At 59.5% G+C, this 15,570-nt stretch carries 12 protein-coding genes and 1 pseudogene; 5 read left to right on the top strand and 8 right to left on the bottom strand.

Annotation, left to right across the window (positions count from 1 at the left end):
- Positions 1 to 267: 267 nt before the first annotated feature.
- Entirely contained in the window at positions 268 to 2,769 is a 2,502-nt protein-coding gene (ptsP, locus tag AC1M2H_RS17370) for a phosphoenolpyruvate--protein phosphotransferase (protein ID WP_480148331.1), read from the top strand.
- A gap of 115 nt (positions 2,770 to 2,884) precedes the next feature.
- On the opposite strand, the gene AC1M2H_RS17365 is transcribed toward ptsP, so the two are convergent.
- The gene (locus tag AC1M2H_RS17365; RefSeq protein WP_480148330.1) at positions 2,885 to 3,970 is read right to left on the bottom strand and encodes a tartrate dehydrogenase; all 1,086 of its coding nucleotides are present in this window, start codon (positions 3,968 to 3,970) and stop codon (positions 2,885 to 2,887) included.
- 82 nt (positions 3,971 to 4,052) lie between these two features.
- Here AC1M2H_RS17365 and AC1M2H_RS17360 point away from each other — a divergent pair, with 82 nt between their 5' ends.
- Positions 4,053 to 5,006, top strand: coding sequence for a LysR substrate-binding domain-containing protein (locus tag AC1M2H_RS17360; RefSeq protein WP_480148329.1), 954 nt, complete (start codon positions 4,053 to 4,055; stop codon positions 5,004 to 5,006).
- Between the two features lie 29 nt (positions 5,007 to 5,035).
- Here the strand turns inward: AC1M2H_RS17360 and puuE are convergent, their stop codons facing one another.
- The 5 genes from puuE to puuD form a co-directional block, all read right to left on the bottom strand.
- Positions 5,036 to 6,301, bottom strand: coding sequence for a 4-aminobutyrate transaminase (puuE, locus tag AC1M2H_RS17355; RefSeq protein WP_480148328.1), 1,266 nt, complete (start codon positions 6,299 to 6,301; stop codon positions 5,036 to 5,038).
- A gap of 48 nt (positions 6,302 to 6,349) precedes the next feature.
- Positions 6,350 to 7,630, bottom strand: coding sequence for an NAD(P)/FAD-dependent oxidoreductase (locus AC1M2H_RS17350; protein ID WP_480148327.1), 1,281 nt, complete (start codon positions 7,628 to 7,630; stop codon positions 6,350 to 6,352).
- Between the two features lie 2 nt (positions 7,631 to 7,632).
- Entirely contained in the window at positions 7,633 to 9,120 is a 1,488-nt protein-coding gene (gene puuC / locus AC1M2H_RS17345; RefSeq protein ID WP_480148326.1) for an aldehyde dehydrogenase PuuC, read from the bottom strand.
- A gap of 292 nt (positions 9,121 to 9,412) precedes the next feature.
- Positions 9,413 to 9,970, bottom strand: coding sequence for an HTH-type transcriptional regulator PuuR (puuR, locus tag AC1M2H_RS17340; protein ID WP_480148325.1), 558 nt, complete (start codon positions 9,968 to 9,970; stop codon positions 9,413 to 9,415).
- A 25-nt stretch (positions 9,971 to 9,995) separates the two neighbouring features.
- A complete protein-coding gene (gene puuD / locus AC1M2H_RS17335) occupies positions 9,996 to 10,748 on the bottom strand; it encodes a gamma-glutamyl-gamma-aminobutyrate hydrolase (protein ID WP_480148324.1) in 753 nt (250 codons plus the stop codon).
- A 225-nt stretch (positions 10,749 to 10,973) separates the two neighbouring features.
- Between puuD and puuA the strand changes: the two genes are divergently transcribed.
- A complete protein-coding gene (gene puuA, locus AC1M2H_RS17330; protein WP_480151974.1) occupies positions 10,974 to 12,392 on the top strand; it encodes a glutamate-putrescine ligase in 1,419 nt (472 codons plus the stop codon).
- Between the two features lie 354 nt (positions 12,393 to 12,746).
- Positions 12,747 to 14,138 carry an APC family permease gene (locus tag AC1M2H_RS17325; protein ID WP_480148323.1) on the top strand — a complete coding sequence of 464 codons (1,392 nt, stop codon included), beginning with the start codon at positions 12,747 to 12,749 and terminating at the stop codon, positions 14,136 to 14,138.
- A gap of 86 nt (positions 14,139 to 14,224) precedes the next feature.
- On the opposite strand, the gene AC1M2H_RS17320 is transcribed toward AC1M2H_RS17325, so the two are convergent.
- Positions 14,225 to 14,347, bottom strand: coding sequence for a small membrane protein (locus tag AC1M2H_RS17320; protein ID WP_095096195.1), 123 nt, complete (start codon positions 14,345 to 14,347; stop codon positions 14,225 to 14,227).
- A 228-nt stretch (positions 14,348 to 14,575) separates the two neighbouring features.
- On the opposite strand from AC1M2H_RS17320, the gene AC1M2H_RS17315 reads away from it, so the two are divergent.
- Entirely contained in the window at positions 14,576 to 14,800 is a 225-nt protein-coding gene (locus tag AC1M2H_RS17315; RefSeq protein ID WP_480148322.1) for a hypothetical protein, read from the top strand.
- A gap of 21 nt (positions 14,801 to 14,821) precedes the next feature.
- Here AC1M2H_RS17315 and AC1M2H_RS17310 read toward each other — a convergent pair.
- Positions 14,822 to 15,570, bottom strand: a pseudogene (locus tag AC1M2H_RS17310) (SDR family oxidoreductase).

Genomic DNA, 15,570 nt, shown 5'->3' with positions numbered 1-15,570 from the left:
TCTCAACAGTAGGAAAATGGCGGTACAGAAAATAGAAGAGAAAAAGTGCATTTACTGGATATTTGTAAGATGAGAATAAAATTGCGATCCATCTCAAATCTTAGCGCTGGCGGCTATAAAACCAATTTATACGCCGCATTTGTGACCGCGGGCATGGAAAAGAATGCTGTGTACAATAGTCCAGTAATTAAGAGTTATTTCGCGTAGTGCCGTCGGGGTTCTTTCTTTACCTTTTGGGTAACTAACGTATTGCTCAGGAGAAAGGCGATGGCTTTGGTCATTAAATTCATATGCGATTTGTCGAATGGCGTTCACGCCCGCCCGGCCAGTCTGGTCGAAACGCGCTGTAATACCTTTTCGTCCTCCGTTGACTGGCTGAATACGCGTAGCGGAAGGCGCGGGAATGCGAAAAGCGCGCTGGCGATCATCGGTACCGATACGATTAAGGGGGATGAGTGTCAGTTAATTATCTGCGGCGATGACGAGCAGCAGGCGTTTACCGCGCTGTCGACGTTTATTGTGGAGGAGTTTCCGCACTGCGATGCGCCGCTGGTAATGGTAAACAGCATGGACGTGCAGCCGGTTCCTGAATCGCTTTCCCGCCTCAACCCGACGCTATTTCGCGGTCAGCCCGTCTGTGGCGGGAGCGCGGGAGGCAGGCTCAGTCATCTGAAATCCCTTGAGCTTAGCGACCTCGGGCCGCTGCCCGCAGCCGGCAGTATCGAAGAGGAACAGGCGCTGCTGGATAAGGGATTGCTGCTCCTGGTCAGAAATATCGAATTCCGCCTGCTGGACAACGACGGTACCGCCGGCGCCATCCTTGAAGCGCATCGTTCTCTGGCGACCGATGCCTCCTTGCGCCAGCATCTGCTCGACGGGCTGCTTAGCGGATTGAGCTGCGCGCAGGCGGTTGTCGCCAGCGCGGAGCATTTCTGCTCCCGGTTTAGCGAATCCGCGAATAGCTACCTGCAGGAAAGGGTGCTCGACGTCCGCGATATCTGCTTTCAGCTGCTGCAGCATATCTACGGCGAGGCCCGCTTTTCGGCGCCGGGTCAACTGAACGCACCGTCTGTTTGTCTGGCGGAAGAGCTAACTCCCGGCCAGTTTCTTGAACTGGATAAGACCCTGCTCAGAGGCCTGCTGCTGCGCAGCGGCGGGACCACCTCGCATACCGTGATTCTGGTGCGTTCGTTTAATATTCCCACGCTGGTTGGCGTCGATATGGACGCGCTGCTCCCCTGGGTCGGCCAGGCGGTGCATATCGACGGCAACGCCGGGCTGGTGGTGGTCAATCCCGATGAGGCGGTCGCGCGCTATTATCAGCAGGAGGCCTGGGTTCAGGCGCAGGTACACAGCCAGCAGCAGGCGTGGCTGGATAAGGAAGGACAGACCAAAGACGGCCTGCGTCTGGAGGTGGCGGCAAATATCGCGCACTCCGTTGAAGCCGCTGGGGCATTTAATAACGGAGCGCAATCGGTAGGTTTGTTCCGCACCGAAATGCTGTATATGGACCGGCCCGGCGCGCCGTCCGAGTCCGAGCTCTATAATATCTTCTGCCAGTCGCTGGAACCGGCCGGTGGGCGCAGCATTATCATCCGCACGATGGATATCGGCGGAGATAAGCCGGTGCCCTATCTGAATATTCCGGCTGAAAACAACCCGTTCCTCGGCTACCGTGCGGTGCGGATTTATGAAGAGTATCAGGCGCTGTTTCATACCCAGCTCAGGGCCATTCTGCGCGCCTCCGCGCACGGTTCGCTGAAAATCATGATCCCGATGATTTCGTCGATGGAGGAGATTCTATGGGTGAAAGATCGGCTGGCGGAAGCCAGGCAATCGCTGCGCGACGAGCATATTCCGTTTGATGAGAAGATCCCGCTCGGCATCATGCTTGAAGTGCCGTCGGTGATGTTTATCATCGATCAGTGCTGCGAAGAGGTCGATTTCTTTAGCATCGGGAGCAATGACCTGACGCAATATTTGCTGGCGGTAGACCGCGATAACGCGAAAGTGACGCGCCACTATAACAGCCTCAACCCCGCTTTTTTACGCGCGCTGGACTACGCGGTTCAGGCCGTACATCGCCAGGGAAAGTGGATCGGTCTTTGCGGCGAGCTGGGCGCGAAGGGCTCCGTTTTACCGCTGCTGGTCGGCCTCGGAATGGATGAGCTGAGCATGAGCTCGCCGTCAATTCCGGCAGCTAAATCGCGCCTGGCGCAGCTCGACAGCCGGGCGTGTCGCCAGCTGCTGAACCAGGCGATGCAGTGCCGAACCTCGCTGGAAGTGGAGCATCTGCTGGCCCAGTTCCGTATGACCCAGCAGGACGCCCCGCTGATCGCCAGCCAATGCATCACCCTGAACAGCGACTGGCGCAGCAAAGAGGAGGTGATTAAAGGCATGACTGACAACCTTCTGCTGGCGGGCCGCTGCCGCTATCCGCGCAAGCTGGAGGCCGATCTCTGGGCGCGGGAGGCGGTGTTCTCCACCGGGCTGGGCTTCAGTTTCGCCATTCCGCACAGCAAGTCGGAACATATCGAACAATCAACCATCAGCGTTGCCCGCCTGGCTGAGCCGGTGGAGTGGGGAGATGACGAGGTGCAGTTTGTCATTATGCTGACATTGAATAAGCACGCCGCCGGCGACCAGCATATGCGGATTTTCTCCCGTCTGGCGCGGCGCATTATGCATGAAGCGTTCAGAAATTCGCTGGTCACGGCGCAGAGCAGCGAAGCTATTGCTGAACTGCTACGCCGCGAACTCGAACTGTAAACCGCTACGGACTGCGCGGACCTGAGTACGGAACGGAAAAAAGCAGATACCAGAGCCCGGTATCTTCGAGGGGCAGGCCGCGTCGGCGACGCGGCATCTATTCTACCTGCTGCACTTAACGCAGAATAGCCTGACAAATGGCCTCGCTGACCTGCCGGGTCGAGGCCGTGCCCTGCATATCCGGCGTTTTTGGCCCGCTGGCGATAACCTGTTCAATCGCCGCCAGAATACCGTTATGCGCTGCCTGGTAGCGCGCGTCGTCCGCGCCGAGGAAATCAAGCATCATCGCTCCGGCCCAGATGGTCGCTATTGGGTTCGCGATATTTTTGCCGTAAATATCCGGCGCCGAGCCATGGACCGGCTCAAACAGCGAGGGGAAGGTGCGCTCGGGGTTGAGGTTCGCCGAAGGGGCGATACCGATGGTGCCGGTACAGGCCGGGCCGAGGTCGGAGAGAATGTCGCCAAACAGGTTGGAGCCGACCACCACGTCAAAGCGTTCGGGCTGCAGCACGAAGCGGGCGCAGAGGATATCGATATGCTGCTTGTCCCAGCGGATCTCCGGGTAGTCCTGCGCCATCGCCGCAACCCGCTCGTCCCAGTAAGGCATGCTGATGGCGAGACCGTTGGACTTGGTCGCCGAGGTCAGGGTTTTGCGCGGCCGGCTTTGCGCCAGCTCAAAGGCGTAGCGCAGAATGCGGTCGACGCCGCGGCGGGTGAACACCGACTCCTGAATCACCACCTCGTGCTCGGTGCCCGGATTCACGCGCCCGCCGAGGGAGGAGTATTCACCTTCGGTATTTTCACGCACTACGTAGAAGTCGATATCCCCGGGCTTTTTCCCCGCCAGCGGGCAGGACACGCCCGGGAACAGGCGTACCGGGCGCAGGTTGACGTACTGATCGAACTCGCAGCGAAACTTCAGCAGCGACCCCCACAGGGAGACGTGATCCGCTACGGTATCGGGCCAGCCGACGGCGCCGAAATAGATGGCATCGAACTCTTTGAGCTGAGCATGCCAGTCGTCCGGCATCATTTTGCCGTGCCGGGCATAATATTCGCAGCTCGCCCACTCAATCTGCTCAAAGCTCAGCGCCAGATCCCAGCGTTCGGCCGCGGCCTGTAAGACGCGAATACCTTCAGGCAAAACTTCTTTACCAATACCGTCACCGGGGATGGCGGCAATGCGCCAGGTTTTCTTCATAGCGGTTCTCACTTATTAGCGTTCGGAATTGACTTCCCCCTTATCCTATAATTGACTGGTTCATAATTAATCACGCTAACTGGTGAAACATAAAATACAGTTCATGAATAATCTGCCGCTGCTAAATGATTTACGCGTGTTTATGCTGGTTGCCCGCCGCGCCGGTTTTGCCGCCGCCGCCGAAGAGCTGGGGGTCTCTCCTGCCTTCGTCAGTAAGCGAATTTCCCTGCTTGAGCAGACCCTGAACGTGGCGCTTTTGCACCGCACCACGCGGCGGGTCACCATCACCGAGGAGGGTGAGCGCATCTACGAATGGGCGCAGCGCATTTTGCAGGATGTCGATCAGATGCTGGACGAACTCTCCGACGTCCGTCAGGTCCCGCAGGGTACCCTGCGCATTATCAGCAGCTTTGGCTTCGGCCGACGGGTGGTGGCTCCCGCGCTGTCGGCGCTGGCCTCGCAGTACCCCCAGCTGGAGCTGCGCTTCGACGTCGAAGACCGGCTGGTGGATCTGGTCAACGAGGGCGTGGATTTAGATATTCGGGTGGGGGACGACATCGCGCCGAACCTGATAGCCCGCAAGTTGGCGAGCAATCACCGCATTCTCTGCGCCTCGCCGGGCTTTCTGGCGCGCTATCCGCAGCCAAAACAGCTCAGCGATCTGGCGGCCTTGCCGTGCCTGGTGATTAAAGAGCGCGATCGGCCCTTCGGCGTGTGGCAGCTGCAGGGTAAAGAGGGGGAAAGGGCTATTAAGGTCACCGGTCCGCTGTCGTCGAACCACGGAGAAATTGTCCATCAGTGGTGCCTTGATGGTCAGGGCATCGCTTTACGCTCCTGGTGGGACGTGAATGAAAATATCGCCAGCGGCCATTTGGTTCACCTGCTGCCGGACTATTACCAGCCCGCCAACGTTTGGGCGGTATACGTGTCGCGGCTGGCGACCTCAGCTAAAATTCGCGCTACCGTAGAGTTTTTGCGCCACTATTTTCAGCAGCACTATCCGCAGCAGCGCATCGTCAGCGACGAGGTGAAATAGCCGGCGGCGCGGGCCGCCGGCCGAGGGAGCTACGAGCGAGTCACGTTTTGCAAAATAGCCAGCGCGCTGGCGAACTGCGCGTCCGGGATGGTCAGCGGATAGAGGAAGCGGATCACGTTGCCGTACTGGCCGCAGGTCAGCAGCAGCAGGCCCTGCTCCAGCGCCCGGCGCTGGATTGCCTGCGCCAGCGCCGCCGAAGGCTCGCCGCTCGCCGGGTCAACGAACTCGGCGGCAATCATCGAACCCACGCCGCGTACTTCCGCCAGGCCCGGACACCAGGCCTTTGCCTCTTCCAGCGTTGCAGTCAGGCGCTCGCCGAGGGCCTTCGCGCGGGCGCACAGCCCCTCTTTATCGATAATATTTAGCACCGCGTGGGCGGCGGCCACCGCCAGCGGGTTACCGGCATAGGTGCCGCCTAGCCCGCCCGGCGCCGGCGCGTCCATAATCTGCGCGTTGCCGACCACCCCGGAGAGCGGCATGCCGCCCGCCAGGCTCTTCGCCATGGTCATCAGATCCGGCTGGTCGGCATAGTGATCCATGGCGAACAGCTTACCGGTACGGGCGAAGCCGCTCTGCACCTCATCGGCGATCATCACGATGCCGTGCTCGTCGCACAGGCGGCGCACGGCGGCGACCAGCTCTTTTGGCGCGACGTTAAAACCGCCTTCGCCCTGTACCGGTTCAAAAATAATCGCCGCCACCTGTTTGGCTTCAATGTCGGCCTTAAACAGACGTTCGATGGCGGTTATCGAATCCTGAGTGGTAATGCCGTGCAGGGCCGATGGATAGGGGACGTGGTAGACGGAGCCGGGGAACGGTCCGAAGCCCAGCTTATAGGGGGCGACTTTACCGGTCAGCGCCATCGTCATATAGGTGCGGCCGTGGAAGCCGCCGCCAAAGGCGATAACGCCGGGGCGTCCGGTATGGGCGCGGGCGATTTTAATCGCGTTCTCTACCGCTTCGGCGCCGGTAGAAAAGAAGGCGGTTTTGGCCGGACCGCGCACCGGCGCCAGCTCGTTAAGCTTCTCGGCCAGCGCGACGTAGCTCTCGTAGGGCACAATCTGGTAGGCGGTATGGGTAAATTGCTGCAGCTGCTGCTGTACGGCGGCGACCAGCTCCGGATGGCGATGCCCGGTATTCAGCACGGCGATGCCGGCGGCAAAGTCGATGTAATCCCGACCTTCGACGTCGGTCAGGGTGGCGTTTTGCGCCGATTGGGCAAAGAAGTTGCACATTACGCCCACGCCGCGCGGGGTTGCTGCAAGACGACGCTGATGAAATTCGCTGTTGCTCATGTTTCACACCTTTTAGCAAAAATTAATGACGTTGACCAGCGCGGGGGATTACACCCCGAGGCGATCGCGCAGGCTGTAGTAGGCGGCGCCCATCGCGGTGAACGGAATGCGCAGGCTGCGCCCGCCCGGGAACGGATAGTGCGGCAGTTTGGCGAAGGCGTCGAAGCGCTCGGCGTCGCCGCGCAGCAGCTCGGAAATCAGCCTGCCGGCGAGGTGCGTACAGGTCACGCCGTGGCCGCTGTAGCCCTGCATGTAGTAAATGTTCTTATCGAGACGGCCGAACTGCGGCATCCGCGACAGGGTCAGAAGGAAGTTGCCGGTCCAGCGATAGTCGATCTTCACCCCCTTCAACTGGGGGAAGGTTTTCAGCAGCTTGGGCATAATCAGGCGCTCAACGTCGTCCGGATCCCGGGCGCCGTACACCACGCCGCCGCCGTAGAGCAGGCGGTTATCGCCGGTTAAGCGGTAGTAATCCAGCAGGTAGTTGCAATCCTCCACGCAGTAGTTCTGCGGGATCAGCGAGCGCGCCACCTCATCGGAGAGCGGCTCGGTAGTGACCACCTGGGTGCCGCAGGGCATGCTGCGCTTCGCCAGCTCTGGCTCTAGCTTGTCGCCGAGATAGGCGTTACCGGCGACGATAACGTAGCGCGCGGTGACCTGGCCGCGGGCGGTGCTGACCACCGCCGGGCTGGTGTGCTGAATCTGCGTGACCGGCGAGCGCTCGTACACCCGGCCGCCGTTGAGGCGGATAGCGTCCGCTTCGCCGATGGCCAGATTCAGGGGATGAATATGACCGCCGCTGCGATCGAGCAGCGCGCCGGTGTAGCGGTCGCTGTTGACTTCGCGACGGATAGCGGCGGCATCCAGCAGCTCCAGCTGGGTATTGCCGTAGCGCTCCCAGTTCTCTTTTTGCTCTTCCAGCGTCTCCAGCTGCTTGTGGTTCATCGCCACAAACAGGCCGCCCGGGCGGTAGTCGCAGGCAATCTGATAGCGCTTGATGCGTTCGCGGATAATATCCCCGCCCTCAAACATCATGCTGCCCAGCATTTTTGCCGCATCCGGGCCGTAGGTGCGTTCAATGACGTCGATGTCGCGGCTGTAGGAGTTAACCAGCTGGCCGCCGTTGCGGCCGCTGGCGCCGAAGCCGATGCGCGCGCCTTCCAGCAGCACCACGTCATAGCCCAGTTCCGCAAGATGCAGGGCCGAAGAGAGGCCGGTATAGCCGCCGCCGACGACGCAGACGTCGCAGCTGATGGATTCATCCAGCGTCGGGAACGGCTCATAGGCGTTGGCGCTGGCGGCGTAATAGCTGGTGGTATGTTCGGTCATGATTAGGACTCCAGAGCAATCCAGATGGTTTTCAGTTCGGTGAATTTTTCCAGCGCATGCAGGGACTTATCGCGTCCGTTTCCGCTCTGCTTGTAGCCGCCGAAAGGTACGGTCATATCGCCATCGTTGTAGTTGTTGACGAAGACCGAGCCGGCTTTAAGGCGGCGGCTCAGGCGGTGGGCGCGGGAGAGATCGCGGGTCCATACCGCGGCGCCGAGGCCGTAGCGACTGTCGTTAGCCAGCCGCAGCGCCTGTTCCTCGGTTTTGAAACGGGTCACCACCAGTACCGGGCCGAAGATCTCCTCCTGGCTGATGGTCGAGGCGGGATCGACGTCGACAAAAATGGTCGGGCCAATGGCTGCCGGCCACGGATTTTTGCGCCCGTCGAGCAGCAGGGCGCTTTTGCTCTCCCCGGCGCGAATAAAGCTGTGAACGCTGTCGGCGTGGGCGTTATCGATAAGCATGCCCATCGTGTTGTTCGGGTCGAGCGGATTGCCCGGCTGCCAGAGGCTCGCCTGCTCCTGCAGCAGGGCGAGAAACGCGTCGGCGATGCTCTCTTCGAGCAGCAGGCGGGTGCCGGCAATGCACACCTGGCCCTGGTTATAGAAGATGCCGCCGGCGGTGGCGTTCACCGCTTTTTGCAGATCGGGGCAGTCGGCGAAGACGATGTTGGCGCTTTTGCCGCCGGCCTCCAGCCACACGCGCTTCATATTGCTGTCGCCGGCATCTTTTAACAGCTGCTTGCCGGTGCGAGTCGAGCCGGTAAAGGTGATGACTTCAACATCCGGGTGCAGGGAGAGGGCCTGGCCCGCCTCGTGGCCGAAGCCGCTGATGACGTTGAGCACGCCGTCCGGCAGCCCGGCCTCTTTCGCCAGCCCGGCAAGGCGTAGCGCGCTGAGCGGCGATTTTTCTGACGGCTTCAGGATCACGCTATTGCCAGCCGCCAGCGCCGGGCCCAGCTTCCAGCAGGCCAGCAGCAGGGGGAAGTTCCACGGCACGATCGCGGCGACGACGCCAATCGGCTCGCGGACGATCATTGCCAGCTCGCTGGCGCCGGTCGGGGCAACCTCGCCATAGACTTTATCGATGGCCTCGGCGTACCAGCGGATCGCCCGCGCCGCGCCGGGAATATCGTCGCGCAGGCTGTGGCGAATCGGCTTGCCGGTGTCGAGGGTTTCCAGCAGCGCCAGCTCTTCGCGATGGGCCTCCATCAGGTCGGCAAATTTGTGCAGCACCGCCTTGCGCCGGGCCGGCGAGGCCTGGGACCAGTCGCCGCGATCGAAGACGCTGCGCGCGGCCTGAACGGCAAGCTCGACGTCGGCCTTTTTACCGCGCGCCACGTGGGCCAGCGTCTGCTGGGCGGCGGGGTCGATGGTTTCAAAGGTGCTATTATCAGCCGCGGCGCAATACTCGCCGTTAATAAATAACCGGGTTTCCGGTTGCAGGCTATTTGCTTGTTCCTGCCAGTAGGTCAGATGCTGAAAATCCATATATAGACTCCATCATAATATAAGCGGGTAATATAATCGGATAATAATATTCGGTATTTTTAGACAGCGCGGGGCGGCTTCGGCCAGAGTGCTGCCGATGCGTTGGGATACGGAAGATCCCCGGAGTCAGATACCGTTCAGCGCTATTTATTTGCGCATCATATTGCGGCCGGCGGGGAATAATATTCCCGCGCTACGCAAATAAACTATTTGCGTACTCTGCGCGCCGGCGGAAATATTTCATCCGCCGCCGCGGGCCTGAAGAAAACCTGAAACCAGCTCAGGCTAAAAATTAGAACGTGGTAGGGGTATGGGCACTGATAATTCGGCAAACGCCTGCCGAGGTGTTGCTGAAGCTGTGCGGTATGCCGGTATTAATGGCATAGCTCTGTCCGGCAACCAGGTGATACGACTGACCGTTAATAATCAGCACGATCTCACCTTCCAGTACGGTGCCTATCTCCTCACCCTGATGTTTGATCCTCTCCCCGGTGGTGGTTCCAGGCTGGTAAGTTTCAAAAATCATCGCCAGCGTACGGTTCGGATTTCCGTTGTGGACCAGCTTCATCGAAACGCCCTGACTGCCCATTTCGATAAGGTCATCCTGATTAATAACCACCTGCGGTTCATCAGGTTTTTCTGGTTCAGAAAAGAATTCCGAGAGCGACAGCCCATAGACTTTCAGCAGCTTTTGCAGCGTACTGATGGCAGGACTGACTTTATCCTGCTCTATGGTACTGATGGCACTATGTGTTAACCCAGACAGTTCGGCGGCACGACGCTGTGAGAGACCCAGCTGTTGGCGGATCTCTGACAGACGTTTCCCTGGCGCCAGTCCGTCATCGCTCATATTTGCATTTCCTTAACTGTAGTGGTCAGAGCCGCTGCTTTTCAGCAACGTGGTTCTGACAGGCGGTGATAAAACCTTCAAACAACATACGCGACAGGGCGTATTCGCTACTGTTCCATTCAGGATGCCACTGTACGCCCAGCGCGAAAGGGTGGTCGCTAACGCTGACCGCTTCCGCCAGCCCGTCCGAAGAGCGGGCCTCCACGCGCAGGCGTGGGCCTAACGTTTTTGCTCCCTGGCCGTGTAGTGAGTTTACCCAAAACGTGTTGCAGCCCGGTATTAACTGAGAAAGTAATCCTCCTTCCTGAACCTGAACTTCGTGAGAGGGAGCGTACTGCTGCTCTACCGGAAGCTCGGGATCTTCGCGATGTTCAAGCAGTTCCGGCTGCTCGAAAAGACGACGATACAGAGTCCCGCCGGTGGCGACAACCAGTTCCTGCAACCCACGGCAGATGGCGAAAATGGGGATGCGCCTTTCGAGTGCGGCGGCAATTAATGCCATGCTCAGAAGATCACGCCCGGGATCGGCGTCAGGCTCATCGCCGTTTTCACCATAAAGGTGCGGCTGAACGTTGCTGGGGCTGCCTGGCAGATAGATGCCGTCCAGTTTGGGGAGCAGAGCGGCAAGCAGCTCCGGCTCGGCCAGCGCGTGCGGCAGGGCAATCGGCAGTCCGCCGGCGTGAATAATCGCATTCAGGTACTTTTCTTGCAGGGTCTGGGTCTGGTGACCCTTCAGTCTGTTCCTGCACATCACGACGCCAATAACTGGCTTGTACATTATATTTTCCATGATCGCCCTCACAAAGTGGACTAAATTATGACCGTTTAGGGTGTTAAAAGGCCATATCGTTCAATATTTTCTCAATCTAGCAGTGAGAATAGCCGTTTGCAAACTTAATTTAACATTTGACAAACATTTTGTTTGCATACACATTCGAAGAGTGGACATTATATTTAACGGCAAGCAGGCCAAAGTCCGAAACCAACACAACGGCGGTGAATGATGGAAACCAATATCGTAGAAGTTGAGAATTTTGTTCAGCAGTCAGAAGAGAGACGGGGCAGCGCTTTTACTGCCGAAGTAAAGCGCTACCTTGAACGCTACCCTGATACCCAGTACGTCGACGTGCTGTTAACCGACCTGAACGGCTGCTTCCGCGGCAAGCGCATCCCGGTCTCCAGCCTGAGCAAGCTGGAGAAAGGCTGCTACTTCCCGGCCTCGGTTTTTGCGATGGACATTCTGGGTAACGTGGTGGAAGAGGCGGGCCTCGGCCAGGATATGGGCGAGCCGGACTGCACCTGCGTTCCGGTGCCGGGCACCTTAACCCCTTCCGCCGCCGATCCGCAATACATCGGCCAGGTGCTGCTGACCATGGTTGATGAAGATGGCGCTCCCTTTGACGTTGAGCCGCGGAACGTACTGAACCGTCTCTGGCAGCAGCTGCGCCAGCGCGGGCTGTTCCCCGTGGTAGCGGTAGAGCTGGAGTTCTATTTACTCGATCGCAAGCGCGATGCCGAAGGCTATCTCCAGCCGCCCTGCGCGCCGGGCACCGACGTGCGCAACACCCAAAGCCAGGTTTACTCGGTTGATAACCTCAACCACTTCGCCGACGTGCTGAACGATATCGACGAGCTGGCCCAGCTGCAGCTGATCCCGGCCGACGGCGCGGTCGCGGAAGCCTCGCCGGGACAGTTTGAAATCAACCTTTACCATACCGATAACGTGCTCGATGCCTGCGATGATGCGCTGGCGTTAAAACGCCTCGTGCGTTTAATGGCGGAGAAGCATAAGATGCACGCCACTTTTATGGCTAAGCCCTATGAAGAGCACGCCGGCAGCGGGATGCATATCCATATCAGCATGCAGAACAATAAAGGTGAAAACGTGCTGGCGGACGCGCAGGGCGAAGATTCCGCCCTGCTCAAGCGCGCGCTGGCCGGGATGATTGACCTGATGCCGGCGTCGATGGCGCTGCTGGCGCCGAACGTGAATTCGTACCGTCGTTTCCAGCCGGGAATGTATGTCCCGACCCAGGCGTCGTGGGGACACAATAACCGCACCGTGGCGCTGCGCATTCCCTGCGGCGATCGCCATAACCACCGCGTCGAGTATCGGGTGGCGGGGGCGGACGCCAACCCGTATCTGGTTATGGCGGCAATCTTCGCCGGGATTTTACACGGGCTGGATAATACGCTGCCGCTGCAGGAAGAGGTCGAGGGCAACGGGCTCGAGCAGGAGGGGCTGCCGTTCCCGATTCGCCAAAGCGACGCGCTGTGGGAATTTATGCAAAACGACTCCCTGAGAGAGCTGCTCGGCGAGCGCTTCTGCCACGTTTACCATGCCTGTAAGCATGATGAGCTGCTGCAGTTTGAGCGCCTGATCACCGAAACAGAGATTGAGTGGATGTTGAAAAACGCCTGATCGCCGCCCCGTAAGGGGCCAACGGGCGAGAACCATCGGTAGCATCATACGGCCTGAGCGGAGCCTGGCCGAATATTTTTGCTGGGGATCCAGCCGCTTCCCGGATGTCGCGTTAAGGAGCGCAGGCGACAGCGGGGTTTCAGTTAACGACACAGTGTGTGACGAGGTAGGAGATGATGCAGATGTTCAAATATCCGCAGGGAGAAGGGGGCCGCGAGGGCCGCTATGAATGTGAATCCGCCGCCGTTTGCCGGTACGTTTTACCCTGTTATTTCCGATTAACCCCCTTGCTAAGCAGGTTTGTAACCCGGTCGCCGTACCCACAAACCCGCGCCTGCATGGGGGAGAGCGTCTATGGCTGCTAATACCTCTCTTAACCTCCCGGCCGAGGCGGGAAAGCCCCGGCTGCGCAAGTCGCTCAAGCTTTGGCAGGTGGTGATGATGGGACTCGCCTACCTGACGCCGATGACGGTGTTCGATACCTTCGGTATTGTCTCCGGCATCAGCAACGGTCACGTGCCCGCCTCCTATTTACTGGCGCTGGCGGGGGTGCTGTTTACCGCCATCAGCTACGGTAAGCTAGTGCGCCAGTTCCCGGAAGCGGGATCGGCGTATACCTATGCCCAGAAATCGATCAGCCCCCACGTCGGCTTTATGGTCGGCTGGTCGTCGCTGCTGGACTATCTGTTCCTGCCGATGATCAACGTTCTGCTGGCGAAAATCTATCTTTCCGCCCTGTTCCCTGAAGTCCCGCCGTGGGTGTGGGTGGTGTCGTTTGTGGCGATCCTCACCGCCGCCAACCTCAAGAGCGTCAGCCTGGTCGCCAACTTCAATACCCTGTTTGTGCTGGTGCAGATCGCGATCATGGTGGTCTTTATCGCGCTGGTGGTGCAGGGGCTGCATAAAGGTGAAGGGGTGGGGACCGTCTGGTCGCTGCAGCCGTTTATCAGCCAGAACGCGCATCTGATTCCGATCATCACCGGGGCGACGATCGTCTGCTTCTCGTTCCTCGGCTTTGACGCGGTGACCACCCTGTCGGAGGAGACCCCGGACGCCGCGCGGGTGATCCCAAAGGCGATTTTCCTCACCGCCATGTACGGCGGCATTATCTTTATCGCCGCCTCGTTCTTTATGCAGCTCTTTTTCCCTGATATCAGCCGCTTTAAGGACCCCGACGCGGCGCTGCCGGAGATCGCGCTCTACGTCGGCGGCAAGCTGTTCCAGTCGATTTTCCTCTGCACCACCTTCGTCAATACCCTGGCGTCGGGTCTGGCTTCGCACGCCAGCGTCTCGCGTCTGCTATACGTGATGGGGCGCGACAACGTCTTCCCGGAGCGGGTTTTCGGCTATATCCACCCGAAATGGCGGACGCCGGCGCTGAACGTGATTATGGTCGGCATTGTCGCCCTGTCGGCGCTGTTCTTCGACCTGGTCACCGCCACGGCGCTGATCAACTTCGGCGCGCTGGTGGCCTTTACCTTTGTCAACCTGTCGGTGTTCAACCACTTCTGGCGGCGCAAGGGCTATAACAAAACCTGGAAGGACCGCTTCCACTATCTGCTGCTGCCGCTGATTGGCGCGGTGACGGTTGGCGTGCTGTGGGTGAACCTGGAGGCGACGTCCCTGACCCTGGGACTGGCGTGGGCCGCGGTTGGTCTTCTTTACCTGACCTGGCTGACCCGGCGCTTTCGCAAGCCACCGCCGCAGTTTGACGGCGCGAAGGCGGAGCAGGCCTGGGAGTCGTAGCGCGCAGTCGGGCGCTGAATAAAGAAAAGCAGGCATAGTGCCTGCTTTTCTTTTGTCGCTATAGTCTCTCTATAGCGGAACGGGGGTTATTTTTTCTTCTTGTGAAAAGGCAGCTGGCTGGCGCGACGCTCTTTGACGTATGACACCAGACTGTAAAGCGCAACCCCCAGCAAAATGACCGCAGCGAGAAGGAGAATAATACCGGACATACACAATCCTGGGTCCTGGTTGAAAACGATGCACTTTATAAATGCGCGGCTAAGATAGCATCGGGATGTGTCTGAAAGATGAATCTTCCATCGGTAAAACCTAACAAGCGCGGGCTAAATCTGTTGTTTTGTCGGCCGGAGTAACACTCCGTTAAGCGATTTTACAGACGCGCGGCCCCGAGGCTGCTACCCTGCAGGCGAGTACGAATTGTCTGAGAATAATATTGAATGCGTAATAAACATGTCGTCATCCTGTCAGGGCTGGCACTTATCCTGGTCTCGTTTGCCTCACAGGCGGAGTCCGAACGTCAGCAAACCCGGGAGCGGATCGTCGATCAGGTGCTTAAACCGTGCGAAGGCAAGAAGGCCGGAGATAAAGTGGTGATGGTCGATCGCCGCGGCGGAGAGCACGAGGCTATCTGCACCCTGGCGGCGGTACCGCTGCCGGAGTAGCGTCTACCGCCGCCGGGGAGATTAGAGATTTCCCGTGCCGCCATCCACCAGCAGCTCGGTTCCCACCACGTAGCTGGACTCGTCCGAGGCGAGATACAGCGCGGCCTTCGCTAGCTCCTGGGGCGTATCCATTCGCCCGAGCGGGACCAGATTTTTAATCTCCTCCTGCAGGGCGCCGAGCGCCTGCGCGCTGAGGCCGAGCTTATCTAACGCCGGCGTGCGCACCGGGCCCGGGCTTAGGCCGTTAACGCGAACGCCGCGCGGCAGCAGCTCTGCCGACAGGGTGCGGGCAAGCGACAGCAGCCCGGCCTTGCTGGCGGCGTAGGCGCTGCTGGTCGGCAGGCCAATATGGGCGCTCACCGAGCCGCAGAGGATCACTGAGGACGGGTTCGCCAGCAGCGGCAGCAGGGCCTGAAGTAAAAAGAACGGCCTTTGAGATTGGTATTCATCAACCGATCCCAGCTCTCTTCACGCCAGTCGCCAATATTCGCGTGGCTGACGTCGCCGGCGTTAATGAATACCGCATCGAGGCGCTCCCAGCGGCCGGCAAGAGTTTGCGCGAGCCGGCGCTGGTCTGCGGCGTCGCCCGCATCGGCGGCGATGGCCCATCCCCGATCCCCCAGCAGCGCCTGCGCCTGTTGAAGCGCCTCAGGGCTGCGGCCGGTGACCGCAACCTGGGCGCCCTCGGCGATAAACTCCTGCGCCGTCGCGAGGCCGATGCCGCTGGTTCCACCGGTAATCAAGGCTAATTTTCCTGCTAAACGTCCCAT

It is taken from the genome of Klebsiella sp. F11 (assembly GCF_056712265.1).
The sequence above is the reverse complement of the archived record's forward strand: the minus strand, read 5'-3'. Positions and strand labels throughout refer to the sequence as shown.

Bases quoted from the DNA above. Each gene is read 5' to 3' on its own strand.
- ptsP (WP_480148331.1), top strand. From the start codon at position 268: ATGGCTTTGGTCATTAAATTCATATGCGATTTGTCGAATGGCGTTCAC.
- AC1M2H_RS17365 (WP_480148330.1), bottom strand. From the start codon at position 3,970: ATGAAGAAAACCTGGCGCATTGCCGCCATCCCCGGTGACGGTATTGGT.
- puuE (WP_480148328.1), bottom strand. From the start codon at position 6,301: ATGAGCAACAGCGAATTTCATCAGCGTCGTCTTGCAGCAACCCCGCGC.
- AC1M2H_RS17350 (WP_480148327.1), bottom strand. From the start codon at position 7,630: ATGACCGAACATACCACCAGCTATTACGCCGCCAGCGCCAACGCCTAT.
- puuC (WP_480148326.1), bottom strand. From the start codon at position 9,120: ATGGATTTTCAGCATCTGACCTACTGGCAGGAACAAGCAAATAGCCTG.
- puuR (WP_480148325.1), bottom strand. From the start codon at position 9,970: ATGAGCGATGACGGACTGGCGCCAGGGAAACGTCTGTCAGAGATCCGC.
- puuD (WP_480148324.1), bottom strand. From the start codon at position 10,748: ATGTACAAGCCAGTTATTGGCGTCGTGATGTGCAGGAACAGACTGAAG.
- puuA (WP_480151974.1), top strand. From the start codon at position 10,974: ATGGAAACCAATATCGTAGAAGTTGAGAATTTTGTTCAGCAGTCAGAA.
- AC1M2H_RS17325 (WP_480148323.1), top strand. From the start codon at position 12,747: ATGGCTGCTAATACCTCTCTTAACCTCCCGGCCGAGGCGGGAAAGCCC.
- AC1M2H_RS17320 (WP_095096195.1), bottom strand. From the start codon at position 14,347: ATGTCCGGTATTATTCTCCTTCTCGCTGCGGTCATTTTGCTGGGGGTT.
- AC1M2H_RS17315 (WP_480148322.1), top strand. From the start codon at position 14,576: ATGCGTAATAAACATGTCGTCATCCTGTCAGGGCTGGCACTTATCCTG.